Source organism: Streptosporangium vulgare (assembly GCF_042428775.1).
GTDB classification, from domain to species: Bacteria; Actinomycetota; Actinomycetes; order Streptosporangiales; family Streptosporangiaceae; genus Streptosporangium; species Streptosporangium vulgare.
The window spans coordinates 1-23,780 of sequence record NZ_JBHMBS010000054.1 but is presented as its reverse complement, the minus strand read 5'-3'; the positions used below and the strand labels follow the sequence as shown (position 1 = coordinate 23,780).

At 70.8% G+C, this 23,780-nt stretch carries 19 protein-coding genes and 1 tRNA gene; 4 read left to right on the top strand and 16 right to left on the bottom strand.

The window, feature by feature from the left end:
- The 3 genes from ACFFRH_RS43165 to ACFFRH_RS43155 all read right to left on the bottom strand — a co-directional run.
- Window positions 1–115 (bottom strand): helix-turn-helix domain-containing protein (locus tag ACFFRH_RS43165; protein ID WP_386163915.1); only part of this gene is annotated, 115 nt, incomplete at its 3' end.
- Between the two features lie 394 nt (window positions 116–509).
- Entirely contained in the window at window positions 510–1,631 is a 1,122-nt protein-coding gene (locus tag ACFFRH_RS43160) for a nitric oxide synthase oxygenase (protein WP_386163913.1), read from the bottom strand.
- 384 nt (window positions 1,632–2,015) lie between these two features.
- A tRNA-Asn gene (locus tag ACFFRH_RS43155) sits at window positions 2,016–2,088 on the bottom strand.
- A gap of 170 nt (window positions 2,089–2,258) precedes the next feature.
- Here ACFFRH_RS43155 and ACFFRH_RS43150 point away from each other — a divergent pair.
- Window positions 2,259–2,570 (top strand): YtxH domain-containing protein, encoded by a 312-nt coding sequence (locus ACFFRH_RS43150; protein ID WP_344748905.1) that lies wholly within the window; start codon window positions 2,259–2,261, stop codon window positions 2,568–2,570.
- Window positions 2,571–2,725: 155 nt separating this feature from the next.
- On the opposite strand, the gene ACFFRH_RS43145 is transcribed toward ACFFRH_RS43150, so the two are convergent.
- Both ACFFRH_RS43145 and ACFFRH_RS43140 read right to left on the bottom strand, forming a co-directional pair.
- Window positions 2,726–3,187, bottom strand: coding sequence for a hypothetical protein (locus tag ACFFRH_RS43145; RefSeq protein WP_344748906.1), 462 nt, complete (start codon window positions 3,185–3,187; stop codon window positions 2,726–2,728).
- Window positions 3,184–4,485, bottom strand: coding sequence for an MGH1-like glycoside hydrolase domain-containing protein (locus tag ACFFRH_RS43140; RefSeq protein ID WP_344748908.1), 1,302 nt, complete (start codon window positions 4,483–4,485; stop codon window positions 3,184–3,186). Before ACFFRH_RS43140 ends, ACFFRH_RS43145 begins: the two co-directional genes overlap by 4 nt.
- A gap of 446 nt (window positions 4,486–4,931) precedes the next feature.
- Here ACFFRH_RS43140 and ACFFRH_RS43135 point away from each other — a divergent pair, with 446 nt between their 5' ends.
- Window positions 4,932–5,453: a hypothetical protein gene (locus ACFFRH_RS43135; protein WP_386163910.1), complete on the top strand. Its 522-nt coding sequence runs from the start codon at window positions 4,932–4,934 to the stop codon at window positions 5,451–5,453.
- Window positions 5,454–5,572: 119 nt separating this feature from the next.
- Here the strand turns inward: ACFFRH_RS43135 and rpoD are convergent, their stop codons facing one another.
- Together rpoD and dnaG are read right to left on the bottom strand one after the other, a co-directional pair.
- The gene (gene rpoD / locus ACFFRH_RS43130; RefSeq protein WP_344748910.1) at window positions 5,573–6,709 is read right to left on the bottom strand and encodes an RNA polymerase sigma factor RpoD; all 1,137 of its coding nucleotides are present in this window, start codon (window positions 6,707–6,709) and stop codon (window positions 5,573–5,575) included.
- A gap of 152 nt (window positions 6,710–6,861) precedes the next feature.
- Complete coding sequence (dnaG, locus tag ACFFRH_RS43125; RefSeq protein ID WP_344748911.1) at window positions 6,862–8,715, bottom strand: DNA primase; 1,854 nt, start codon at window positions 8,713–8,715, stop codon at window positions 6,862–6,864.
- 235 nt (window positions 8,716–8,950) lie between these two features.
- On the opposite strand from dnaG, the gene ACFFRH_RS43120 reads away from it, so the two are divergent.
- Entirely contained in the window at window positions 8,951–9,790 is an 840-nt protein-coding gene (locus ACFFRH_RS43120; RefSeq protein WP_344748912.1) for a M23 family metallopeptidase, read from the top strand.
- A 199-nt stretch (window positions 9,791–9,989) separates the two neighbouring features.
- Here ACFFRH_RS43120 and ACFFRH_RS43115 read toward each other — a convergent pair whose 3' ends face one another.
- From ACFFRH_RS43115 to ACFFRH_RS43095, 5 genes are all read right to left on the bottom strand, one after another.
- On the bottom strand, window positions 9,990–11,222 hold the full coding sequence (locus tag ACFFRH_RS43115) for a deoxyguanosinetriphosphate triphosphohydrolase (protein WP_344748914.1): 1,233 nt from the start codon (window positions 11,220–11,222) through the stop codon (window positions 9,990–9,992).
- A gap of 393 nt (window positions 11,223–11,615) precedes the next feature.
- Window positions 11,616–14,258, bottom strand: coding sequence for a pyruvate, phosphate dikinase (ppdK, locus tag ACFFRH_RS43110; RefSeq protein ID WP_344748915.1), 2,643 nt, complete (start codon window positions 14,256–14,258; stop codon window positions 11,616–11,618).
- A gap of 351 nt (window positions 14,259–14,609) precedes the next feature.
- Window positions 14,610–15,281 (bottom strand): response regulator transcription factor, encoded by a 672-nt coding sequence (locus ACFFRH_RS43105; protein WP_344748916.1) that lies wholly within the window; start codon window positions 15,279–15,281, stop codon window positions 14,610–14,612.
- Between the two features lie 686 nt (window positions 15,282–15,967).
- Window positions 15,968–17,353 carry a glycine--tRNA ligase gene (locus tag ACFFRH_RS43100; protein ID WP_344748918.1) on the bottom strand — a complete coding sequence of 462 codons (1,386 nt, stop codon included), beginning with the start codon at window positions 17,351–17,353 and terminating at the stop codon, window positions 15,968–15,970.
- Between the two features lie 153 nt (window positions 17,354–17,506).
- A complete protein-coding gene (locus ACFFRH_RS43095; protein ID WP_344748919.1) occupies window positions 17,507–17,785 on the bottom strand; it encodes an antibiotic biosynthesis monooxygenase family protein in 279 nt (92 codons plus the stop codon).
- A gap of 327 nt (window positions 17,786–18,112) precedes the next feature.
- Between ACFFRH_RS43095 and ACFFRH_RS43090 the strand changes: the two genes are divergently transcribed.
- Window positions 18,113–18,502: a DUF6703 family protein gene (locus ACFFRH_RS43090; protein ID WP_344748920.1), complete on the top strand. Its 390-nt coding sequence runs from the start codon at window positions 18,113–18,115 to the stop codon at window positions 18,500–18,502.
- 29 nt (window positions 18,503–18,531) lie between these two features.
- Here the strand turns inward: ACFFRH_RS43090 and ACFFRH_RS43085 are convergent, their stop codons facing one another.
- From ACFFRH_RS43085 to ACFFRH_RS43070, 4 genes are all read right to left on the bottom strand, one after another.
- On the bottom strand, window positions 18,532–20,076 hold the full coding sequence (locus ACFFRH_RS43085) for an aldehyde dehydrogenase family protein (RefSeq protein WP_344748921.1): 1,545 nt from the start codon (window positions 20,074–20,076) through the stop codon (window positions 18,532–18,534).
- Between the two features lie 10 nt (window positions 20,077–20,086).
- Window positions 20,087–21,817, bottom strand: a complete 1,731-nt coding sequence (gcl, locus tag ACFFRH_RS43080) for a glyoxylate carboligase (RefSeq protein WP_344748922.1) — start codon at window positions 21,815–21,817, stop codon at window positions 20,087–20,089.
- A complete protein-coding gene (locus ACFFRH_RS43075) occupies window positions 21,814–22,683 on the bottom strand; it encodes a 2-hydroxy-3-oxopropionate reductase (protein ID WP_344748923.1) in 870 nt (289 codons plus the stop codon). Before ACFFRH_RS43075 ends, gcl begins: the two co-directional genes overlap by 4 nt.
- 142 nt (window positions 22,684–22,825) lie before the next feature.
- Entirely contained in the window at window positions 22,826–23,611 is a 786-nt protein-coding gene (locus ACFFRH_RS43070) for a hydroxypyruvate isomerase family protein (RefSeq protein WP_344748924.1), read from the bottom strand.
- Window positions 23,612–23,780: the final 169 nt, after the last annotated feature.

Sequence of the window (23,780 nt, the reverse complement as noted above, 5' to 3'; positions counted from 1 at the left end):
GGCGGTGCTCCAGCGCGGCGTTGTACAGGGCACGGTGATCATCCAGGCAGGCGGCCAACGCGACGCTCTGGCGGGCGGTGGGACGCAGCAGGAACTTAAACGACCTACGCACCATGCCCCCCTCGCTCGAACCTTTGTTCCCACCGTATCGAACGCCGGAAAGAGGCGACGCGGAATGCGTGAACCCGTCAGGTCACTACACGCTCGGGCCTGGGCGGCCCCCACTCCCGCTTCCCCATCCTTAAAGACAACAGTCCCCTCGGGAGGCTCCGATGGAGCTCCGATCAGCTCGGAACCCGGCCGGAGGGCAGCCGGGATCGGCCGGCCTCCCGGGCTTTTGTCCCGCCGTGGAGCGGCCGCGCGGCCGCCTGCACCTCTCGGACCAGTCCCGCGCCGACGCCGTACGGCCTCACGGTCGTGACGCCCGGCGTCGGCGGCGGCGGAACCCTAGGTGCGCCCCACCATGAGGTGGGTCACTGCAAGTGCATCGCCGGTACGTTTCCTCCGGATTAACCCCCTGTTGCAGTCCAGTGACCGAGGGCACGCGCCAGGGAGTCCGGATGGTGGACGAAATTCGGCGACAGCAGCCGGTCCTCGTAGTAGCGGTGGAAGACCGGCGTGGCCGAGGACGACATGGGGGGGACGATCCAGGTCCAGTCGGCCGGGCAGACCCTTCCCTCCTTCTCCTCGCGTTCCAGATGCATCAGGAAGTGCCTGGACTCGGTGTGGTGGTCCGTCATCGTCACCCCGGCCCGCTCGAAGGAGTGCAGGACCGCCACGTTCAGCTCCACCAGCGCGTAGTCCCGCCAGAGCGAGCGGTCGCTCGAGGTGTCCAGTCCCAGGCGCTGGGCGATCAGCGGCATCAGGTCGTAGCGGTCGGTGTCGGCCAGGTTGCGGGCGCCGATCTCGGTGCCCATGTACCAGCCGTTGAACGGGGCCGCCCGGTAGCAGATCCCGCCGATCTCCAGGCACATGTTCGAGATGACCGGTACGGCGTGCCAGCGCAGCCCCAGCTCCTCGAACCACGGGTGGGCGGGGTGCGAGAGCGCGACCTCCAGCACGGCGTCGCCGGGGATCGTGGACAGCAGCGGCGGCCCCTCCCCCGTCGAGACCGCGAGCGGGAGGACGTCGAAGGGGCTCCCGGGACCGCCGGGCCAGCCCAGCTCGCGCAGCATCGCGGTGAAACCGGTGTAGCGGGGGTCGCCGACGACCGAACCGTCCTCCATCGCGTACCCGGCGTAGCGGATGAGCTGCTCGTTCCAGATCCGCGGCCCCGGGGTCCCGGGCCGGTCCTGGGGGAAAACGGTGATCGTCGGGCGGATCCGGCGGTTCGGCGCCGCGTCCCGCAGGTGGTTCACGCACTCGACGGCGACCCCCTCCGCCGTGGTGACGTGCCGCCGGTCGCGCACCCGCAGCGAGCGCCAGTACAGCCGTCCGATGCACCTGCCGCTGTTGCGCCAGGCCACCCTGGCGCCGAAGATCAGCTCGCCGGGGGTGTGGGTGTACGTCCCGGTCCTGGCGATCTCCTGCCGGACCTCACGCAGGCGTTCCCGCAGGACCCCCGCCCCGGGATTCTCCGCGTGGAACAGCCTGAGATAGTCCTCGGCCGCCGCCACGTCGACCGGGGGCACGTCGGGGACGCCACCGAGAACACCGGGGATATCAAGAACACCGGGGACACCGGGGATGTCGTGGATCGGATCCGGCGCACGCCGCCGGGACCTTCGCCAGGTCAACACAGAAAAACCACCAATTGTGGCTCACGGGCACGACGACCGTTCCGGGCGGCGCGATGCCCTGAACGCGGCGGCCCTTCCCCGCTGCGATCGCTGTTTTCCGCGGCAACCGCGCGTCGGCTCACTCGCCGCGATCAGAGCGGCACCGGGCGCGGCGTTCATCATTTTCTGTGATTCACCGTGGTTTGTCCGGCGAATCGCGACGTGAGAGGCCACCCAAATCGGACCGGCGGAACGGCGAAGGCCCCGGAAGCTGGGCTTCCGGGGCCTTTCGACGAGCTCCCGCGATAGGACTCGAACCTATAACCTGCCGGTTAACAGCCGGCTGCTCTGCCGATTGAGCTACACGGGATTGCGCTTTGCGCTGGTCGGGCCGGGTGTTCCCCGTTCCTTGCGGCGCAGGAATAGATTAGCGCACTCCATGGGTGTGTGTCGCATCGATACTCCGGGGTAGGTGCGAGACGAGGCGATCCGCGAGTGATCACAGGACAGGGTCCGCGGAACATGCTTGTGGAGGTGGACATGCGTTATCGACTGATGCTCGGAGTGGGGTTCGCGGCCGGCTACATCCTGGGAAGCCGCGCCGGCCGGGAACGGTACGAGCAGATCAAGCGGCTGGCCCAGCGGGTCTCCGACAACCCCGCCGTGCAGGAGACGGCCGGCCTGATGGGAGCCAAGGTCTCCAAGGCGACGGGCGTGGCCAGGACCAAGGTGAGCGACGTGGCCAGGAACCGGTTGCCCTTCCTGCGCTCGGCCAACGGCTGGCACGGCGAGGAGCACGACGACACGGGAACCGGCTGGCCGGAGAACCAGAGGACCAACGCGCCCTACTGATCCCTCCAGGCGCCGCTTTGTCGGCACCCACGGGCCGGAACGGCCCGCCGGTGCGAAAGGCCCCTCCGGGGGCCTTTCGCGTGTCCGGGGCCGATCTTCACCCGCTCCCGGATCACGAGGAGAGCCGAGGCGGCCCGGCTCCCGGCTCCCGGATCTCAGACGCCGAAGCTCCGGCGGGTCTCCTCGAGCGCCTGCTCCGCGAGGGCGCGCAGGCCGGGGTCCTGCGGATCGAGACCGGAGTCGAAGACGAACTCCCAGATCAGCTGATCGGTGTCGGCCTTCCTCGCCACCAGCCGCACTCCCCCTCGCGCGTCCAGCGGGACGTACTGGTTGACCACGATCGAGGCGATCACCCGCTCCCGCACGGCCTCGGGGATCCGGCCGGGCTCGGGCAGCAGGGCCCGGTGCGACCGCCCGTCGGTGGTGCCGACCGTGAGCCCCTCCTCGTCCCACACCCCGCGATCCACCCGGAACCAGGGCAGGCGTTCACCGCCCAGGTAGAGGGCCTTGTCCGCGGCGATCACGTAGCCGTCGGGCCCCTCTGCGTAGGTGAGCACCCGGTCGCCGGGAACGACGGCCGCGCGGACCTCGGAGGGCATGCGATTGAAGAGCTTCACCGTTCCACGGTATCCGCCAGCAGGTCGAGGGTGAGCGCGGCCGACCAGGAGAAGTCCCGGCTGCCCCGCCCGCTGCCGTCGAAGGGGTCGAAGCACTCGCGAAAACCCGCCTGCCGTACGAGGCGCAGGGTGGCCGAGCCGAGCACCCGCACCAGTCCCGCCAGGTCGTGCACGCCCGCCGCCCGCCTCAGCAGCCAGTTGGTGTTCACCCAGGACGGCCCGCGCCAGTAGCAGGACCGGTCGAACTGCTGGGCGCGGATCTCGCAGCTCGGCACCGGGTATCCGGCGGCCCCCATGAAGCGGGCCGACTCCAGCACCCTCACCAGCTCCGCGACCCGGTCGGCGGGCATCTCCTGGTCGAGCATCGGCCCGAAGCAGCCGACCGTGCAGACGGGGCTGAGCCGCTCGCCGCGCAGGTCGCGGGCGCGGAAGACGCCGTCGTCCCAGAGCCGTTCCAGCAGCGCCGCGCGGATCCGCTCCGCCGCCTCCCGGTGCGGGCCCGCGTCCGCGCCCGCCACCGGGGCCAGCTCGGCGAGAGCCTGGCAGGAGGCGAGCCAGATCCCGTTGAACATCGGGTCCTCGACCGCGAACGGGTGCTCGTCCCGCAGGTAGACCGGATCGTAGCCGGAGTCCCGGTAGCCCAGGACGAGGGCCATGTAGCGGTCGTGACGGCTGTCGGGATGCCGGTCGGAGGGCTCCTCGCGCCGCCGGTAGGCGTGGTGTACCGAGGGCAGCGCCTCCAGCGGCGCGTCCCAGGCGGGGCTGTCGTCCATCCCGGACTCCCAGGGGTGCACGATCGCGGCCAGTCCTCCCCCGCCGAGGTCCCTGGAGGTGGCGAGGTAGTCGTGCTGGGCGGCCAGCATCGGATAGATCCTCCGCACGAGGGCCACGGCCGTGTCGCGGTCGGCAGCGTGCCGCCATATCCACCACAGGGCGAGCGCGTGCAGCGGCGGCTGCGTCAGCCCGGAGGTGCACACGGCGTTGGGAGAGGCCGGATGGTCCGGGGAGCACCAGACCGAGGGTCCGGGGAAGTAGTTCTCCGCGTGGACGGGGCGGAAGACGATGTGAGGCACCATCCCGGTGCCCCACTGCCCCGCCAGCAGGCTGATCAGCTCGGTTCCGGCCCTGCGGGTGTCCCAGCGGGCCAGGCCGATCGCGACGAAGGTGGAGTCCCAGTTCCACTGGTGGGGGTAGAGGCCGGGCGCGGGGACGGTCGCGGACCCCGTCCAGTTCGCGTCGAGCACGGACCACGCCTCGCGCCCGAGCGCGGCATCGTCGACCGCCGCTCGCGACTCCATCCGCCCAGTCTGCGCCTGTATCGGTCAGGAGAACAGTCCGGCCCCCGAATGCGCCGAGCAGAGGCACCGTACGCCCCGGAAAACCGGGACTCCCGGGATGATCGCGACGACAGGACTCCCATGGGACGCTGGGACCGGCGGTCGGGGTTTTCGCAGCCGTCGCCGTGGAGCGCCTGGTCTCCCGCGTCGACGGCGTCGGCCAGGCGCCCGAACGACTCGAACGAGAGGTCGTAGTCGTGCGTGTGTGACCGGCTCTGCGGCTCCTGGCGTTCGGTCAGGCTCCGAAACTCGGACAGGAGCCTGACAGCCTGGTATTCGTCCCGGTACTGACCCTGCTGTTCGGCAGGGCCATCGACCACTGGTAGGGGACCGCGCGCGGACGTACCCTGAGTGGGGCGGCGCCCCTTGTCGGCGCTCGCAGGGCTCGCGGATGAGGTGACCCCGCAATGAAACATCGATCAAGCAGCGATGTGCCCGACCCGAATCACATCGCGGAGTCACGGGCTCGGGCCGACGCAGGCGACCAGAACGCGGCAGGGCGGTTAGGGGAGTTGCTTGCCAAGAGCGGCGACCTGGAAGGCGCGCTGCGGGTGTGGGCTCAAGCCTATGGCGACTCCTCACCCTCAACGAAGCGGCTGGCTGAGTTGATGGCAGAGGACGGCGATCTGGAAAGCGCGGTGTCGGCGTGGAAATGTTCGGACGTCGTACGGCAGAATCCGGCCGGTCTTCATCAGGAGTACCTGAATTCCCTGGATGAGGATGACCGGAGGGACGCAGACGACGACCCCGAGGACTGGGCGTTCATCGAGGAGGAGCAGCTGACTCGGCTGCTGGCCCAGCGGGGTGACGAGGCGACGATCGCGAAGCTGCGAGCTCAGGCCGATGCCGGCGACTCCGTCGCGGCGAGGCGGCTGGCTGACTGCGAAGAACACCATCGCCGCAGAAAGAACGCGACGGCGGAGTCCTGAGGTCCCCTTCCTGACGGCCACGGCGGCGAGGGCACCGAACGGCGCGGGCCCCGGGAACGGAGGTTCCCGGGGCCCGCGCCGTGTGGCTCCTCGTCCGAGTCGGTCGAGGTGATCGTGGATCAGTCGAGGTAGTCGCGGAGCATCTGCGCCCTCGTCGGGTGCCTGAGCTTGGCGAGGGTCTTCGACTCGATCTGCCGGATGCGCTCGCGCGTCACGCCGAACTCCCTGCCGACCTCCTCCAGGGTCCGGGGGTGCCCGTCCGCGAGGCCGAAGCGCAGCTGGATGATGCGCTGCTCGCGGTCGGAGAGGGTCGCGAGGATGTCGTCGAGCTGGTCCTGCAGCATGATGAAGGCGGCCGCCTCCATCGGCACCACCGCGTCGGCGTCCTCGATGAAGTCTCCGAGGTCGGAGTCCTCCTCGCCGATCGGCGACTGCAGGGAGACCGGCTCCTGGGCGATCCGCTGGATCTCGATCACCCGGTCGATCGGCAGGTCCATCTCCATCGCGATCTCCTCGGGCGCGGGCTCGCGGCCGAGGTCCTGATGGAGCTGGCGCTGGACGCGCACCAGCTTGTTGATCGTCTCGACCATGTGCACCGGAATCCGAATGGTGCGCGCCTGGTCCGCGATGGCCCTGGTGATCGCCTGGCGAATCCACCAGGTGGCATATGTGGAGAACTTGTAGCCCTTGGTGTAGTCGAATTTCTCGACCGCCCGGATGAGCCCGAGGTTGCCCTCCTGGATGAGATCCAGGAACAGCATCCCGCGTCCCACATATCTTTTGGCGATTGACACGACCAGCCGCAGATTGGCCTCGATCAGCCGCTGCTTGGCCCGCGTGCCCTGCCAGGCGAGCTCCTTGAACTCCGGGAAGACCATGCGCGAGACGACGCTGGTCAGCTTGTCCTCGGCGAACAGACCCGCCTCGATGGACTTGGCGAGCTCCACCTCCTCCTCGGCCGTGAGCAGGGGCACGCGACCGATCTCCCGCAGGTAGATGCGGACGAGATCGCTGGTCGGGGCCCTTTTTCCGACATCCTCCTCATCGGCCCGGGCGGGCTCCTCGTCGCTCTGGGGCTCAAGGACCTCCACTCCGTGCTCGGCGAGCATGCGGACGACGCGTTCGAGCGCGTCGGACGGCAGCTCGGACTTGTCGAGAGCGGCGGCCACGTCATCGACCGTGACGCTTCCGCGCTCCCTTCCCTTCGTAACGAGGTCGGCCACCTGGTCTACCGATGGCGGCCCACTTGGCAGCACCGATGCACCCACGGGAGACAGTCTGCTGTATTGGGTCCCCTAAATGGCAGACCTATTTTTGTCACCGGAGGTAAGGCCCCGATCATTATCGGATCGAGACCTTATTCGGGTTTGGTGGAATCGTCCCCCGGATATTAATGCCAATTACGCCGTCAGCTCCCGGCGGCGCGATCCTTGAGCACCCGCCGCTGCTGTTCCAGCGCGACCAGCTCGCCGAACAGCCGGTTGTACTCCTGCTGCTCGTCGACCGGGTTCGTCCGCTGCATCCTCGACTTGAGCTGCTCGATGGCCCGCGCCACCGAGACGAGCTCCAGGGCCGCCAGCATGGCCGAGGCGTAGCGCTCCTCGCTCGCCAGGTCGGCCCGCAGCTCCTCCACCGCGAACCGGGTGACGACCCCGCGCAGGGAGTCCTCGGCCCCGCTGAGCAGCAGGTCGACCCACTCGCGCCCGCCCTGTCCCGCCGTGGCGGTGCCGCCGGAGCCGACGATCAGCCGGTAGAGGGCCGCGTGCTCGGGAAGCGTGAACGCCTCCGCTCCCAGCGCCTCGAAGCCCGGACCGAGCAGCGCGGGACGCTGCACGGCCAGCCGCAGCACCTCCGCCTCGGTCCGTACGCCGGGGTCGGTGAGGTCGGCGACCTTTCGCGGCCCCGCGGGACGCTGGGCCCGCGGCTGGGCCGCCGCCGCGGAGACCTCGGTGATCCGGTCGAGGACGAAGCGCTCGTTGTTGAAGCCCAGCCACCGGTCGAGGTCGACGGCGTACAGCTGGCGCAGGGACCTGTCCTTGATGCCGGCCACGATCGGGGCGGCGGCGTCGAGGGCGGAGAGCCGCCCCTCGTTCGTGCTCACGTCGTAGCGGGAGATCACACTGCGGATGGCGAACGCGAACAGCGGCTCGCGCCCGGCGATCAGGTCGCGCACGGCCGCCTCGCCCTGCCTGACGCGCAGGTCGCACGGGTCGAGGCCGTCGGCCTGCACGGCGACGAAGGTCTGGGTGACGAACTTCTGCTCGTCGGCGAAGGCGCGCAGGGCCGCCTTCTGGCCCGCCGCGTCGCCGTCGAAGGTGAAGACCACCTCGCCGTGCGACCCCGACTGGTCGAGCAGCAGCCGCCGGAGCACCTTGATGTGCTCCTCGCCGAACGCGGTGCCGCAGGTGGCCACCGCCGTCGGCACGCCCGACAGGTGGCAGGCCATCACGTCGGTGTAGCCCTCGACGATCACCGCCTGGGAGCGCTTGGAGATCTCGCGCTTGGCCAGGTCGACGCCGTAGAGGACCTCGCTCTTCTTGTAGAGCGGGCTTTCCGGGGTGTTCAGGTATTTCGGCCCGTCTTCGGCGTCGTTCAGCTTCCGGGCGCCGAAACCGATGACGTCGCCGGTTATGTCGCGGATGGGCCAGACCAGCCGGCCCCTGAAGCGGTCGATCGGGCCGCGCCGCCCCTCCTTGGCCAGCCCGCCCTTGATCAGCTCCGCGCTGGTGAAGCCCCGGGCCATCAGGTGCCGCGAGAGGGCCTCCCACTCGGCCGGGGCGTATCCGACGCCGAAGCGCTCGGCGTCGACCCGCTCGAACCCGCGCTCCGACAGGAACCTGCGCCCGATCGCGGCGTCGGGGGCGGAGAGTTTCGAGACGTAGAACTCCGCCGCCGCCTTGTGGGCCTCGATCAGGCGGATGCGCTCGCCCTGCTCGCGCCCGGGGACGTAGCCGCCCTGCTCGTAGCGGAGCTGGACGCCCGCCCGGTTGGCCAGCCGCTCGACCGCCTCGCCGAACGACAGATGCTCCAGGCGCCGGACGAAGGTGATGACGTCACCGCCCTCGGCGCAACCGAAGCAGTACCAGTACCCCCGGGTGGGGGTCACGTTGAAGGACGGGCTCTTCTCCTCATGGAAGGGACAGAGCCCTTTCAGGTTGCCGCCGCCAGCGTTGCGGAGCTGGATGTGCTCGCCCACGATGTCGGCGATCGGTGAGCGCTCCCGTACGAGCGCGATGTCCTCATCACTGATCCGGCCTGCCACGCCGCGAGTCTAGTCCGGCCCTCCGACAGGTAGGGGCGACGAGTGCGCCCGCCCCCGTACCGATCTTCCGGCAGGCCGGGACGCCACTGCCGGGACGGGAGGGACAGGAGGAACGACGACTTTCCCGAAGTGGTCATGACCAACTAGGACGTCGGTTACAAAGGTAAAGGCGGATTCTCGATAATGTACGCGGGTGGAGATCATGCGATCGGGGCATATAGCACGATTGGCCGCTGTGACCGGCGCGGTACTCGTCACCGGAGCCTGCGCGTCGCCGGGCGGGGTGGCGGGCATCGGCACGGCGGCCCCGACCCCCGGGGCGGAGTCCGCGGCCGGGTCGCCGGCCTCGTCGGTCACCGCGACCATGCCCGAGGCGACCCCGACCCCCGCCCCCCGGACCGCGGTCGACCGTCCCAAGGCCGACCCCCCGGTGCGGTTCCCGCCGCCGAAGGTCTCCAAGCACACCTACGCCTTCCCGGTGAAGGGCTGCTCGGTCACCTACGAGAGCAGGCTCCTGGTGCTGCCCAAGACCACGATCTGGGCCGGCAAGGGCTGCTCGTTCGTCTCGCCGGTGAACGGCGTGGTCGACGAGGTCAACACCAAGAACCGGTGGAAGCCCTCCACCGACCGCGGCGCCGACCGCGAGGGCCGGTTCGTCACGGTCATCGGTGACGACGGTGTGCGCTACCTCGGCGGACACCTGGACAAGGTCGCCCTGGGGATCAGGCCGGGGCTGCGCGTCGGCGCCGGTCAGGTCCTGGGCCAGATCGGCAACTCGGGCAACGCCCGCTCGACCGCCAGCAACCTCTACTTCGCGATCTCCTGGAAGACCTCCCCCTCGATGTGGTGGGTGCGCCGGGGCATGGTCGAGCCCTGGGACTACCTGGACGCCTGGCTGAAGGGAAATCCCACGCTCTCCCCCAGGGAGGAGATGCGGGCCGTGCTGAACCGGACCGGCGCGGCTCCCCGGTGCTTCACCCTGTGCGCGTCGAAACCGCAGCCGACGAAGAAGCCCACCAGGAAGCCGGAGCCGGAGGAGCCGGAGCAGATCCCGCTGCGCACCGGTTCCCCGTGACGCCGGGAACGTGACACGGCGGGCCCCAGCGGGCTCGCCGGGCTCGTCCACGTCGCCACCGGGCGCCACCGGGGAACGGAGTGCCCGGCCGGCCCCGGGGAGCATCTGGCCGCCTCCGGGGCCGGAGGCGGCGCCCCTGGAACGTGCCCGGTCCCCGGGACGTGCTCCGTTCCCCAGGCGGCCCGGTTCAGCGGCTCGGTCAGCGGCCCGTCAGGGTGCGGTGCCAGGCGACTGCGGAGGTGTCGGTGAGCGAGGCGATCTGGTCGACGACCACGCGGAGCCGTCCGGCGTCGCCGCCGGCCCTGGTGAAGGCGGGCCTGAACGCGGGCTCCAGGGTGCCGGGGGCGCCCAGCATGATGTGGTGGGCGAGGTCGTGGATCAGCTCGCGCTGCCTGGCCTGGTTGGCGTTGTGCGCGTCGCTCGCCATCACGTAGTGGGCCGTGACCCCCTTGAGCAGCGCGCACTCCAGCCGGGTGGCCCTGGGCACGATCAGGTCGGCGCTGTAGCGCCCGGCCGCCGGTCCGTACGCCTCACGGGTGGCGACCTCCGCGGACTTGCAGAAATGGCCGATGAGCGAGCTGGTCAGCCCCTTGATCGCGGCGAGGTCGGCGAGCGAGCGGTCGAAGTGGCGGGGCCAGAGCGGCTGGGTGATCAGGCGTCCGAAGAGGTCCTCCAGCTCGCCGGGCTCGGCGTCGGGGGCGTACCACTCGCGGGTGGTCGCGCAGACCTCGCGGCGTTCGGCCGGGTCGCGCATCGCCTCCAGCACCACGTTGCCGGAGTGCAGGGCGTCCTCCAGGTCGTGCACGGAGTAGGCGACGTCGTCGGCCCAGTCCATGATCTGGGCCTCGAAGCTGACCTGGCCCTCCGGCGCGCCCTCCCTGATCCACTCGAAGACCGCCAGGTCGTCGTCGTAGACGCAGTACTTGGCGCTTCTCTCGCGGGTCCACGGGTATTTGACGGCGGCGTCCAGGGAAGCGCGGGTGAGGTTGAGCCCGGCGCTGCGGCCGTCCTCGGTGACGACCTTGGCCTCCAGCCGGGTCAGCAGGCGCAGGCTCTGCGCGTTGCCCTCGAAGCCCCCGCACCCGGCGGCGAGCTCGTTGAGCGCCGTCTCCCCGTTGTGGCCGAACGGCGGGTGGCCGAGGTCGTGGGCCAGGCAGGCGGTCTCCACCAGGTCGGGGTTGCGGCCGAGGGTCTCCCCCATCTCGCGGCCGATCTGCGCGCACTCCAGGGAGTGGGTGAGACGGGTGCGGGGGATGTGCTGGCCGCTGCCGAAGGTCTCCCCCGGGCCGACGACCTGGGTCTTGGCGGCGAGGCGGCGGAGCCCGGCGCTGTGCAGCACCCTCGCCCGATCGCGCTCGAACGGGCTTCGGCCGGGGTTGCCGGGCGGTTCCGGCACCCACCTGGCCTGGTCGTGTTCGTCATAGCCATGCATAAGTGCCCTGATTTTATCCGCGAAAGGGCCCTGCCATGCCGAACGACGAGAAAACACCTGGTTACCGGGCACGCGCCGCGTTCCTCGCTCGTCCGCACCCATCCGCACCCGTACGCACCCGTACGCACCCGTACGCGCGGATCGGGGCGGCTCACCGGCGGCGGTCCGTCGGGCGCGTACCGGCCCCGCGGCCGCCCCGGTGAGGGTGGGGCGGGCCGCGGGGACCGGCTCCGCGGGGCGTCGTCTCCGGCGGTGCCGGAACGCCTCGCGAAGCAGCCGGGGGTGAGCAGCGGGTGCCGGAGCCCTCGCGAAGCGGCGGGGGCGGCGAGCGTCGGGGGTCTTGTGAAGCGGGGGTGAGCGGGTGTCCGGGGGCCTCGTGAGAGCGGGCGGGGATCAGCGGGTGTCGGAGCCGGTGCACACCAGGGTGGCGCGGGCGGCCTCCAGCCGGGCGACCGGGACGCGGAACGGCGAGCAGGACACGTAGTCGAGACCGACCTGGTGGCAGAAGTGGATCGAGTCCGGGTCGCCGCCGTGCTCGCCGCAGATGCCCAGCTTCAGGTCGGGACGGGTCGCGCGGCCCCGCTCGACGGCGATCTCGACGAGCCCGCCGACGCCGTCGCGGTCCAGGGTCTCGAACGGGGAGACACCGAAGACACCCAGTTCCAGGTACTTGGCGAAGAAGGCGGCCTCGACGTCGTCCCGGGAGAAGCCCCAGGTCATCTGGGTCAGGTCGTTGGTGCCGAAGGAGAAGAACTGGGCGGCCTCGGCGATCTGCCCGGCGGTCAGCGCCGCGCGGGGCACCTCGATCATCGTGCCGATCAGCGCGTCGACGCCGGCCTCCTCCAGGATCTGTCGTGCCTCGTCCTTGACGTACTCCAGCTCCTGGACGGCGGCCACCAGCGGAATCATGATCTCCGGGCGGCTGCCGGGCACGGCCTTGGCCGCCGCCGCGATCGCCCGGACCTGCATGGCGAACACGCCGGGGATGACCAGGCCGAGCCGCACGCCGCGCAGGCCCAGCATCGGGTTCTCCTCGTGGAGCCGCTTGAGCGCGACCAGGAGCCTGCGGTCCTTCTCCTCCACCGCGTCACCGGCGAGGGCGACCTTCACCGACAGCTCGGTGTAGTCGGGCAGGAACTCGTGCAGCGGCGGGTCGATCAGGCGGATCGTGACGGGCATGCCCTCCATCGCCTGGAAGATCTTCGTGAAGTCCGCCCGCTGCAGCGGCTCCAGCGCGGCCAGCGCCCGCTCGCGCTCCTCGGCGGAGGTGGCCAGCACCAGGTCCTCGACCAGGCCGCGGCGGTCGCCGAGGAACATGTGCTCGGTGCGGCACAGCCCGATGCCCTGGGCGCCGAACCTGCGCGCCCTGGCGGAGTCCTCGCCGGTGTCGGCGTTGGCGCGCACGGCCATCCGGCGTACCTCGTCGGCGTGGGACATGATCCGGTGCACGGCGCGGACGAGCTCGTCGTCCCGGTCGCCCGAGCCCTCGAAGTACTCCACGACCGGGGAGGGGACCACGGGCACCTCGCCGAGGTAGACGGCTCCGCTGGTGCCGTCTATGGAGATGACGTCGCCCTCGGAGACCACGAGGCCGGAGGCCGTGGTGAACGCGCGGTCCGCGGCGGAGACCTCCAGTTCCTCGGCGCCGCAGACGCAGGTCTTGCCCATGCCCCTGGCGACCACGGCGGCGTGCGAGGTCTTGCCCCCGCGGCTCGTCAGCACGCCCTGGGCGGCGATCATCCCGGCCAGGTCGTCGGGGTTGGTCTCGCGGCGGACCAGGATGACGGCCTCGCCCTGCCCGGCGAGCTCGACGGCCCGGCCGGTGGAGAAGACGGCCTTGCCGACGGCCGCGCCCGGCGAGGCGTTCATCCCCCTGGCGATCACCTTGCTCCCGGCGTCCTCGGCGAACCGGGGGAACATGAGCTGGGCGAGCTGGTCGCCGGTCACCCGGGTCACGGCCTCGTCGAGATCGATCACGCCCTGGTCGACGAGCTGCACCGCGATGCGGAACGCGGCACCCGGGGTCCGCTTGCCCACCCGGGTCTGGAGCATCCAGAGCTTGCCGCGCTCGACCGTGAACTCGATGTCGCACAGGTCGCGGTAGTGGTCCTCCAGCGTCTTCATGGTCCGCATGAGCTCGTCGTAGACGGGCTTGTCGATGCCCTCCAGCTCCTGCAGCCGCATGGTGTTGCGAATGCCCGCGACCACGTCCTCGCCCTGGGCGTTCTGCAGGTAGTCGCCGTACACGCCCTGCTGGCCGGTGCCGGGGTCGCGGGTGAAGGCCACCCCGGTGCCGGAGTCCATGCCGCAGTTGCCGAAGACCATCGAGCAGACGCTGACCGCCGTGCCCAGGTCGGCCGGGATGCGCTCCTGGCGGCGGTACAGGACCGCGCGCGGGGCGTTCCACGACGCGAACACCGCCTCCACCGCCATGCGCATCTGCTGGTACGGGTCGGCGGGGAAGTCCTCGCCCGTCTTGCCGCGCACGATCTCCTTGTACGTCGCGACCAGGCGCCTGAAGTCGGACGCCTCCAGCTCCAGGTCGTCGCGGCCGTCCTTGAGCTCCTCCAGCGCGTTGTCGAAGAGCTCGCCGTCGATGTCCTGGACGGTCTTGCCGAACATCTGGATGAGGCGCCGGTAGGAGTCCCAGGCGAAGCGCTCGTTGCCGCCCGCCTGCTTGGCCAGCCCGTGCACCGAGTCGTCGTTGAGCCCGATGTTGAGGACGGTCTCCATCATGCCGGGCATGGAGAACGCGGCTCCGGAGCGCACGCTCACCAGGAGCGGGTCGTCGGCCTGGCCCAGCCGGCGCCCCATCGCGGTCTCCAGGGCGGCCAGGTGCTCGGAGACCTCCTCCTGCATCCCCTCGGGAAGGATCCCGTCCGCGAGGAAGCTCCGGCACGCCTCGGTGGTGATGGTGAAGCCGGGGGGCACCGGCAGCCCGAGGTTGGTCATCTCGGCGAGGTTCGCTCCCTTGCCACCGAGCAGGTCCCTGAGATCTTTGTTGCCCTCGGTGAAGTCGTAAACGTACTTCGGCACGGTTGCTCCTTCTGCGACTTCAAACGGCGTCTGGTTCCGCCTCTCTCCGGACTCTACCGATGAACAAGGAGGTGAAACGGCACTCGTCACACGGAAGAGCATCATCGCAGCTCAAAGCAGGCAAACCGGTCTAATCCAATTCAAATCCAACCCAAATGCGCGAGGATATCGATCATCACGAAAATTGGTTTATACCAATTGGTATAAACCAATTTACCGCGCATTCAAACCCGTTCACGGCCGGTTCGGTGGACCCGCCGGACCGGCTTCGGCGAGAGGATTCAGGCCGGGAAACCCCCTCCGCCGGGCCCTTCCGGGACGGCCGCCGCGGATCCTCCGCGAAGGAGAACCTCACGTGTCCTCCCGCAGCCGGTAGCCCTTGCTGACCACGGTCTCGATCACGGCGTCGGCGCCGAGCTTGCGCCGCAGGTTTCCGATCGTCACCCGCACGGTGTTGGTGAACGGGTCGGTGTGCGCGTCCCAGACGTGCTCCAGAAGCTCCTCGGCGGAGACGACGTGCCCGGGGCGGGTCATCAGGTAGTGCAGGACACCGAACTCCTTGGGGGTCAGCCCCAGCTCGCGCCCGGTCGAGCGAACCTCCGCCCGGGAGGTGTCCAGCCGCAGCGACCCCACCTGCAGGATCGCGGCGCCGCCGCCCGGCTCCCTGCGGAGCAGCGCGCGGACGCGGGCCAGGAGTTCGGGGAAGGCGAACGGTTTGACCAGGTAGTCGTCGGCGCCCCCGTCCAGGCCCCCGGCCCGGTCGTCCAACCGGTCCCGCGCGATCACCATGATGATCCGCGCGGCCCTGCCCCGGTCCGTCCCGCGCAGTGCCCGGCACGCCTCGAAGCCGTCCCCTCCGGGCAGGTTGAGGTCGAGAAGGACCAGGTCGTAGGAGTCGGCCTGGAGCCTCTCCCGCGCCTGGGCCACGTCGCAGGCGACGTCGACCGCGTATCCGGCCCGGACGAGCCCCACGCGCAGGGCGTCGACCAGGTCTTCCTCATCTTCGACAACGAGCAGTCGCATGGTACGAACCTAGGTCGTGCGCGGCCGGAAACGCGGATGCCACCGCCATGCCGCGCTCCTGTTCCTCTTCATTCCCTCACGTGCGCGGCCACGACAGGGGGCGGCGTGCGCACCGTGCCGCCGGACGGCGAGGTCACCGGCGCCGAGGCCGGGCCGCCCGGTGGCGGAGCGACCCGGTGGCGGAGCGATCCGGTGGCGGAGCGATCCGGTGGCGGAGCGATCCGGTGGCGGAGCGATCCGGTGGCGGAGCGATCCGGTGGCGGAGCGACCCCGGCCGGCCGGGGTCGCGTCCTCGGCGACGGACGAGCTCGCGTCCGAGACCCTCGCGAAGACGATTCGCCGACGTGAACACGGCAATGCAGGTGAAGGTCGCGACGTGCGGCACCTCCGGCGGCAGGCGGAGGGATTCTCCGGCCGGGCGGTGAACACCTTGTCCGAACATCGCGCACGATGCCTCCGTCGCGCTCAGCAGGAGAGTTCCCGGTGGTTTCGGTGACATCTCCAACGCGCGGCAAGGAGCGGAAGGCGCCGCGGGGGAATCCGATGATCTCGGTCACACCTCGCACCAGGGACTTCGGCAGGCCGTCGGCGTCAGGGTCGCAGACCCCGGAGGCGACCCGGCGAGAAAGCGACGGCCGGCGACCCCCGGGTGCGGGGATCGCCGGCCGTGACCGGTCGGGCGGGCCTCAGTCGTTGAGGTGCTGGCGGAGATAGGCGTCGACCTGGTCGAGAGCCACGCGCTCCTGGGCCATCGAGTCACGCTCGCGGATGGTCACCGCCTGGTCGTCGAGCGTGTCGAAGTCGACGGTGATGCAGAACGGCGTGCCGATCTCGTCCTGGCGGCGGTAGCGGCGGCCGATCGCCCCCGCGTCGTCGAACTCGACGTTCCACCGGCGGCGGAGCTGGGCCGCGAGGTCCTTGGCCTTGGGCGACAGGTCGGCGTTGCGCGAGAGCGGGAGCACCGCGACCTTGACCGGTGCGAGCCGGTGGTCGAGGCGCATGACCGTGCGCTTCTCCATGACACCCTTGGCGTTGGGCGCCTCGTCCTCGGTGTAGGCGTCGATCAGGAAGGTGAGCGTGGCCCGGTCGACACCGGCGGCCGGCTCGATCACGTACGGGACGTAGCGCTCACCGGTGTCCTGCTCGAAGAAGCTCAGGTCGGTGCCGGAGGCCTTGCCGTGCGCGGTCAGGTCGAAGTCGGTGCGGTTGGCGATGCCCTCGAGCTCGCCCCACTCGGTGCCGGTGAAGTTGAAGCGGTACTCGATGTCGACGGTCCGCTTGGAGTAGTGGGAGAGCTTCTCCTTCGGGTGCTCGTAGATGCGCAGGTTGTCCTTGTTGATGCCCAGGTCGGTGTACCAGCGGAAGCGCTCGTCGATCCAGTACTGGTGCCACTCCTCGTCGCTGCCCGGCTTGACGAAGAACTCCATCTCCATCTGCTCGAACTCGCGGGTGCGGAAGATGAAGTTGCCCGGGGTGATCTCGTTGCGGAACGACTTGCCGATCTGGCCGATGCCGAACGGGACCTTTTTGCGCGCCGACTGCTGCACGTTGAGGTAGTTGATGAAGATGCCCTGGGCGGTCTCGGGACGCAGGTAGGCGAGGCCCGACTCGTCCTCGACCGCGCCGAGGTAGGTCTTCAGCAGGCCGCTGAACTGCTTCGGCGTGGTGAAGGCGCCCTTGGTGCCGCAGTTGGGGCAGGTGATGTCGGCCAGGCCGTTGACGGGCTGCTTTCCGTGCTTTTCGGTGTAGGCCTCTTCGAGGTGGTCGGCCCGGTAGCGCTTGTGGCACGACTGGCACTCGGTCAGCGGGTCCGTGAAGGTCTCCACGTGGCCGCTGGCCTGCCACACCTCGCGGGCCAGGATCACCGAGGAGTCGAGGCCGACCACGTCGTCACGCCCCTGCACCACGGTCTTCCACCACTGCCGCTTCACGTTGTTCTTGAGCTCCACGCCCAGCGGACCGTAGTCCCACGACGCGCGCAGGCCGCCGTAGATCTCGCTGGAGGGATACACAAGACCGCGCCGCTTGGCGAGGCTGACGATGGTGTCCATGATGTCCGTACGGCGTGCCATAAGGGAGAATCTCCATCCGGCTGGAGGTCGGCGAGGAATTGATTGAGTCTCCAGCTTAGGGGAGACAGAGCCACGGGACGTGCGGATAAACCACGCCGCCCCCCTGCCCCCGGCAAAGCTTCCCGAGGACGTCCCGGGGACGTCGGGCGGGCCTCAGGGGCGCTCGACGTCCTCGAACGCGCTCGGCTCGTTGATCATGAGTGTCATCAGCGGATACATCGCCATCCGCGCCGCGCCCAGTGCCCTGCGGTAGAACCCCGCGCCCTCCCACTCGCTGACCAGCGCCCACAGCTCCGGCTCGTCCACCGACCTCGACACCCGGCCGCGCACGTAGCCCGGCTGACCGGCCAGGGTGTCGACGATCTCGTGGGCCCGGAGCGTGAACTCCTCGGTCTGGCCCGGCGGCACCGAGTAGCGGATGAGAGCAAGCATCCGCCCAGCATGCCAGAGCCCGCCCCCGGCCCCGCCACGCCGCACCCCGGACACCGTCCCGAGACGCCATTTCCCGAGACGCCGCTTCCCGAGACACCATGCTCCGAGGCGCGGCGCCCCGGGCTGTCTCGCCCCGGACTGCCATGTCCCGAGGTGCCGTTTCCCGAGGTGCTTGCCTGGCGCTGCCGCGCCGTCCCACGCCGTCCCCCTCCCACCCCGCCCCTCGGGCAGCGTTGGACGGAGGGCAGCGGACGGCCCCAGGCTCCGGACGGCTCCGGGGCGGCTCCGGGCATGTCGTGGCGGGCGCGGTGGCGTTAGGCTCGACCCGTGGCCGACAAGCGTCAGGAACGCCCCGCACACCCGCTGGCACAGCCCCGCCCCAGGCAGGGCAAGCGCCCGCTGCCCCCGGGTGAGCAGTTCTTCACGCCGGGGGCGACCGGGCTGCGGCGGAAGATCGAGCTGCGCAGCGCGGCCCCGCTCGTCTTCCTGTTCCAGCTTCCCCGGTGGATCGCCCCGGTGCTGCTGGTGGTCCTCCTGCTGGCCGGATTCGCGGTGCCGTCCTTCTGGGGCGGTGTCGCCGTGCTTCCGGTGATCGGGTTCGTCGCCTGGCTCGCCTACATGTCGTGGCCGTCCCTGGGGGCCGGGGGGCGTCTTTTGCGCGTCGCGCTGCTCACCTTCCTGATCCTGCTCGCCGCCGACCGCTTCGGCGCCTTCTGACACCTCCGGCTTCTCGGCTCCCCCGGCCTTCAGCGGGACGTGGGCAGGAGGGTGTAGCCGGGGAAGTTGCCCGGCAGGCGCTCGGTCTCCGGCCCCTGGGTGACGGCCCGGACGAGCAGCTCGCCGCCGACGAAGGCACCCCGCCAGGAGGCGCCGAGTCCGCCGAACAGCTCCTCCCGGTCACCGCGCGAGCGGGGCGCGTTGATCCCCACCTTGAACGCCCGCACCTCCGGGGCCAGCCGCCTGACGGTCTCCTCGTCGTCGCAGGAGATCGTGGCGACCAGCGCGCCGTTGCTGGCGTTCATCGCGGCGAGCAGCTCGGCCTCGGTGTCGACCAGCACGATGGTGTCGACCGGCCCGAAGGGCTCGGCGTGGAAGAGCGGGGACGAGCGGGGCGGGGCGAGGACGGCGACGGGCGCCAGGTAGCCCGAGGTGTCCTGGCCGGGCAGGAACAGCCCGTCGTCGAGGGAGCCCCGGTAGAGGGGGATCCCGCCCTTGGCCACCGCCTCGTCCACCTGGTCGGTGAGCTCCTTGACCTTGGCACCGGTGATCAGCGGGCCGAAGTCGAGGTCGGGCGGCGGGTCGTCGGGCCCCGCCACGGCCAGCGGGTGGCCGAAGCGCACCGACCGGACCGCGGGCAGGTAGGCGGCGAGGAACTCGTGGAACAGCGAGCGCTGCACCACGAAGCGCGGATAGGCCGTGCAGCGCTGCTTGGCGTAGTCGAAGCTCTTGCGGATCTGCCCGGTCAGCAACTCCCAGCCGCCGTACTCCCACACCCCCCAGCAGTTGAGCCCCTCCTGCTCCAGGACGTGCCGGTGGCCGAGGTCGGCGAGCGAGGTGGCCACCTGCCCGCCCGCGTCGCGCCCGCCGACGAAGGAGACGCAGCCCAGCTCCTTGCCGCGTACCAGCGCCGGGGAGAGCTCGGCGCCTCCCCCGCTGACGAGGGTGAACGGCAGCCCCTCCTGGGCGGCGAGCGCGGTCGCGAGGGTGAGGCAGGCGAGCCCGCCGTCGGTGGGCGCCTTGGCGATGACCGCGTTGCCCGCGAGGGCCTGCACGAGCATGGCGTGCATCAGCACGCTCATCGGGTAGTTCCAGCTGGCGATGTTGCTGACCGGGCCGGCCAGGGGGACGCGGCCGGCGACCATCCGGTCGATCTCGCCGACGTACCAGCGCACCCCCTCGACGCACCGGTCGACGTCGGCCGCGGCGAGCTTCCACGGCTTGCCGATCTCCCAGACCAGCAGCAGGGTGAGCAGGTCGCGGTGGGCGGTCATCGCCTCCAGCGCCGCCGTGACGCGGGCCTTGCGCTCGGCGAGCGGCACGTGGCGCCAGAGGCGGTGCTCGTCGAGACCGGCCCGGACCGCGCGCAGGGCGGTGGCCCTGTCGAGGCGGGGCGGGCCGGCGATGGCGGTGCCGTCCACCGGTGAGACGGCCGGCTCCGGGCGGCCGTCGCGCTGCCAGAAGCCGCCCCAGTGGTTGAGCACCCGGTCGTCGTGGAAGGCCTGGGGCGCCGCCGACACGCACCGGTCGTAGGCGTCGGACCAGGCCGACCCCGGCTTGAGCATGAGTGACATGAGCCGCTCCTCAGTCGGACCAGTCGATGGCCAGGGCGAGCTCCTGCTCGGGCAGCGGCTCGAACTCCTTGATCGCGTCGAGTGAAGGGCCCATGGCCGCGTTGGCCTCCCTCTCGACCATGACCTCCACCAGCACGGGCAGCCGCCGGCGGTCGGACTCCGCGCTCGCCCAGGCCAGCGCGTCGCCGATCTCACCGGGCAGCTCGACGCGCCGGGCCGGGCAGCCGAACGCCTCCATGAGCTTCACGTGGTCGACACCGCCCTCGCCGTAGTGGAGGTCGACGGCGTAGTTCATGTCGTAGGGGATCTCGGCCTGGCGGATCAGCCCGAGGTACTCGTTGTTGATCATCACGATGACGAACGGGATGTGGTACTGGGCGGCGACGGCGATCTCCTCCATCAGGAACTGGAAGGAGTAGTCGCCCGCCACGGCCACCACCTGCCGGTCCGGGAAGGCGCACTTGACGCCCATCGCGGCGGGCACCTCCCAGCCCAGCGGCCCGGCCTGCCCGCAGACGAGGTAGCGGCGCGGGAGGTAGGTCTTCTGGAACTGCCCCGACCAGATCTGGTAGAGGCCGATCGCGGTGACGAATGTCGTGTCGGGCCCGTAGAAGTCGTTCAGCTCCCGGAAGACCCTCGGCGGCTTGATCGGCACGTCGTCGAAGTCGTCGCGCCGCAGCAGCGTGCCGCGCAGCTCGGCGACCCGCGCGGGCCACTTTCCGGGGCGGCGGGCCTCGGTGCGGCCGCCCGCCTCCTTCGCCAGCGCCGCCAGCGTGGGCCGGGCGTGGCCGACCACACCCAGGTCGGGCTCGAAGACCTTGCCGATCTGGGTGGGCTCGATGTCGACGTGGATGAATCTGCGGCCCTGGCGGTAGGTGTCGAGGTCGCCGGTGTGCCGGTCGCCGAACCTCGCGCCCACCGCGAGCACCAGGTCGCTCTCCAGCAGCGCCGCGTTGCCCCAGCGCGTCTGGGTCTGGATGCCCGCCATGCCGGCGAACAGGGGGTGGTCCTCGGGGAAGGCCCCCTTGCCCATCAGCGTCACCTGGACGGGAACCTGCAGGTGCTCGGCGAGCGCGCGCAGCTCGGCGGCGGCGTCGGCGATGACCACCCCGCCACCGGCCAGGATGAGGGGCCGCCGGGCGCCCATGAGCATGTCGATCGCCGCCCGGATCGCCGGGGGCCTGGGCCGCGGGACCTCGACGGGGAACGGGGTGTCGATCTCCGCGTCGTACAGGCAGGTGCCGCGCTGCACGTCGATCGGCAGGTCGATCAGGACGGGGCCCGGGCGCCCGGACCTGGCGATCCTGAAGGCCTCCCTGAACACCCACGGGGCCTGGGCCGGCTCCTTCAGCTGGACCGCCCACTTGGTGACGGGCTTGGCGATCTCCACGATGTCGACCGCCTGGAACGCCTCCTGGTGGAGCTTGTCGCGCGCCGCCTGGCCGGTGACGCAGATCATGGGGATGGAGTCGGCGAGGGCGGTGTAGAGGCCGGTGATCATGTTGGTGCCCGCCGGGCCCGAGGTGCCGATGCAGACGCCGACGTTGCCCGTGACCCGGGCCCAGCCGTCGGCGGCGTGCGTGCCGCCCTCCTCGTGGCGGACGGTGACGTTGCGTATGTCGCTGTGCTGGAGTGCCGCGTAGAGCGGGAGGATCGCCGCGCCCGGGATGCCGAAGACGGTGTCGACGCCTTCGGACTCCAGGACGGCCACCACGGCCTCCATGCAGGGGATCCGCTTCACTGGTTGATCCTTTCGATCACCTTGAGCAGGGCGGAGTGGTCGAGGGAGCCGTGCCCCTGGGCACGGGCCGCGGCGACGAGCTGGGCGACCAGCCCGGTGAGCGGGAGCGAGACGCCCGCCTCCCGCGCCGCGGCGATGGCGATGCCCATGTCCTTGTGGTGCAGGTCGATCCGGAACCCCGGCGCGAACTCGCGCCTGACCATGGAGTGCCGCTTGAGGTCGAGGATGCGGGAGCCCGCCAGCCCGCCGGCCAGGACGTCGAGCCCGCCTCCGGGGTCGACCCCGGAGGCTTCGAGCAGCACGATCGCCTCGGCGACCAGCCCGTAGATGCCTCCCACGACAAGCTGGTTGGCGGCCTTCACGGTCTGTCCCGCCCCGGCGGGGCCCACGTGCACGATCGTCGTGCCGACGACCGCGAGGACCGGGCGTACGGCGGCGAAGTCGGCGGCGGCCCCGCCGACCATGATCGAGAGGGTGCCGTCGACCGCGCCGCGCTCCCCGCCGCTCACCGGGGCGTCCAGTGCCCTGATGCCCTTGACGGCCGCGGCCTGCGCGACCCTGCGGGAGGTCTCGGGCCGCACGGTGCTCATGTCGATGTGGATCAGGCCCTGCCTGCCCTGCTGGAGCAGCCCGTCGTCGCCGAAGGCCACCTCCTCCACCTGGGGCGAGTCGGGCAGCATGGTGATCACGACCTCCGCCTGCGCGACGGCCTCGGCCACGCTGCCCGCGGACTTGCCGCCGGCCACGGCGAGGGCGTCCGTCCGCTCGGCGCTCGTGTCGTAGCCGACGACGGTGTGCCCGGCCCTGACCAGGTTGGCCGCCATCGGGCTGCCCATGATCCCCAGGCCGATGAATCCGATGTTCATGAGCGGCTCACCGCTCCTCCCTCGCTCAGCGTTCATCGAGTACCTCCAAGGTGGAGACCCTGGGCCTCGGCCCGGGGACGGGAGGCGCGGCAGGTCACCGCGCGCGGTCCGGTGGTGTGCCGGGTGCGGCCCTGGCGGGTGGTCACGCGTTCCTCCAGCCGAAGCTCTCGGCGCTGGGGCCGGCGGGGCGGTACTCGAGCCCGACGTGGCCCCGGTATCCCGAGGTCTCCAGGCGCTCGAAGATCTGGTCGTACGGCATGGCGCCCGAGCCCGGTCGCCCCCGCCCCGGGGCGTCGGCGATCTGGACGTGGCCGAACCGGTGGACGCTCGTGTCGATGAGGGTGAGCACGTCCTCGCCCATCCGGTGCAGGTGGTAGAGGTCGGCGAGGAAGGCCACGTTGCCCGCGTCCACCTGGTCGATCACCTCGAAGGCCGCGTCCGAGGAGGTGATGGGGTAATCGGGGCTCTCGTGGGAGTTGAGCGCCTCGACCACGACCGTGGCGCCGACCCCGGCCGCCGCCTTCGCCGCGAGGGAGAGGTTGGACAGCGCCAGCTCGCGCTGGGCCTCCGGGGACAGCCCCGCCACGGCGTTGCCGTAGAGGGCGTTGAGCACCCGGCAGCCGAGCGCTCCGGCCAGGCCCGCCGCGACCTCGACGTTGGCCTGGAACCTGGCCGAGCCGTCGGGCCGCGACAGCAGGCCCCGCTCCCCCGCCGCCATGTCCCCGGCGTCGAAGTTGAGGCCGACCAGGCGCACCCCGGCCTCCTCGATCGCCCGCCGCAGGGCGTCGAGCTCGCGGTCGGCCGGGCAGGGCGCGGCGAAGGGCCACCAGAGCTCGACCGCGTCGAAGCCCGCCTTGGCCGCCGCCGCGGGGCGCTCCAGCAGCGGCAGCTCGGTGAAGAGGATGGAGAGGTTGACGTCGAACTTCACGGCGCCTCCCCCGCTCCCAGGGAGACCTTCGCGGGTGGCCCGTCAAGCGTGCCCAGCGCGGCGAGCGCCGACCGCATCAGGCGGGCGGTCTCGCTCGGGGTCCTGCCGACGCGGACGCCGACCTTCTCCAGGGCGTCCTTCTTGGCCTGGGCGGTGCCGGCCGAGCCGG

Bases quoted from the DNA above. Each gene is read 5' to 3' on its own strand.
- ACFFRH_RS43150 (WP_344748905.1), top strand. From the start codon at position 2,259: ATGCGTTATCGACTGATGCTCGGAGTGGGGTTCGCGGCCGGCTACATC.
- ACFFRH_RS43140 (WP_344748908.1), bottom strand. From the start codon at position 4,485: ATGGAGTCGCGAGCGGCGGTCGACGATGCCGCGCTCGGGCGCGAGGCG.
- ACFFRH_RS43135 (WP_386163910.1), top strand. From the start codon at position 4,932: ATGAAACATCGATCAAGCAGCGATGTGCCCGACCCGAATCACATCGCG.
- ACFFRH_RS43115 (WP_344748914.1), bottom strand. From the start codon at position 11,222: ATGCATGGCTATGACGAACACGACCAGGCCAGGTGGGTGCCGGAACCG.
- ACFFRH_RS43105 (WP_344748916.1), bottom strand. From the start codon at position 15,281: ATGCGACTGCTCGTTGTCGAAGATGAGGAAGACCTGGTCGACGCCCTG.
- ACFFRH_RS43100 (WP_344748918.1), bottom strand. From the start codon at position 17,353: ATGGCACGCCGTACGGACATCATGGACACCATCGTCAGCCTCGCCAAG.
- ACFFRH_RS43095 (WP_344748919.1), bottom strand. From the start codon at position 17,785: ATGCTTGCTCTCATCCGCTACTCGGTGCCGCCGGGCCAGACCGAGGAG.
- ACFFRH_RS43085 (WP_344748921.1), bottom strand. From the start codon at position 20,076: ATGTCACTCATGCTCAAGCCGGGGTCGGCCTGGTCCGACGCCTACGAC.
- ACFFRH_RS43075 (WP_344748923.1), bottom strand. From the start codon at position 22,683: ATGAACATCGGATTCATCGGCCTGGGGATCATGGGCAGCCCGATGGCG.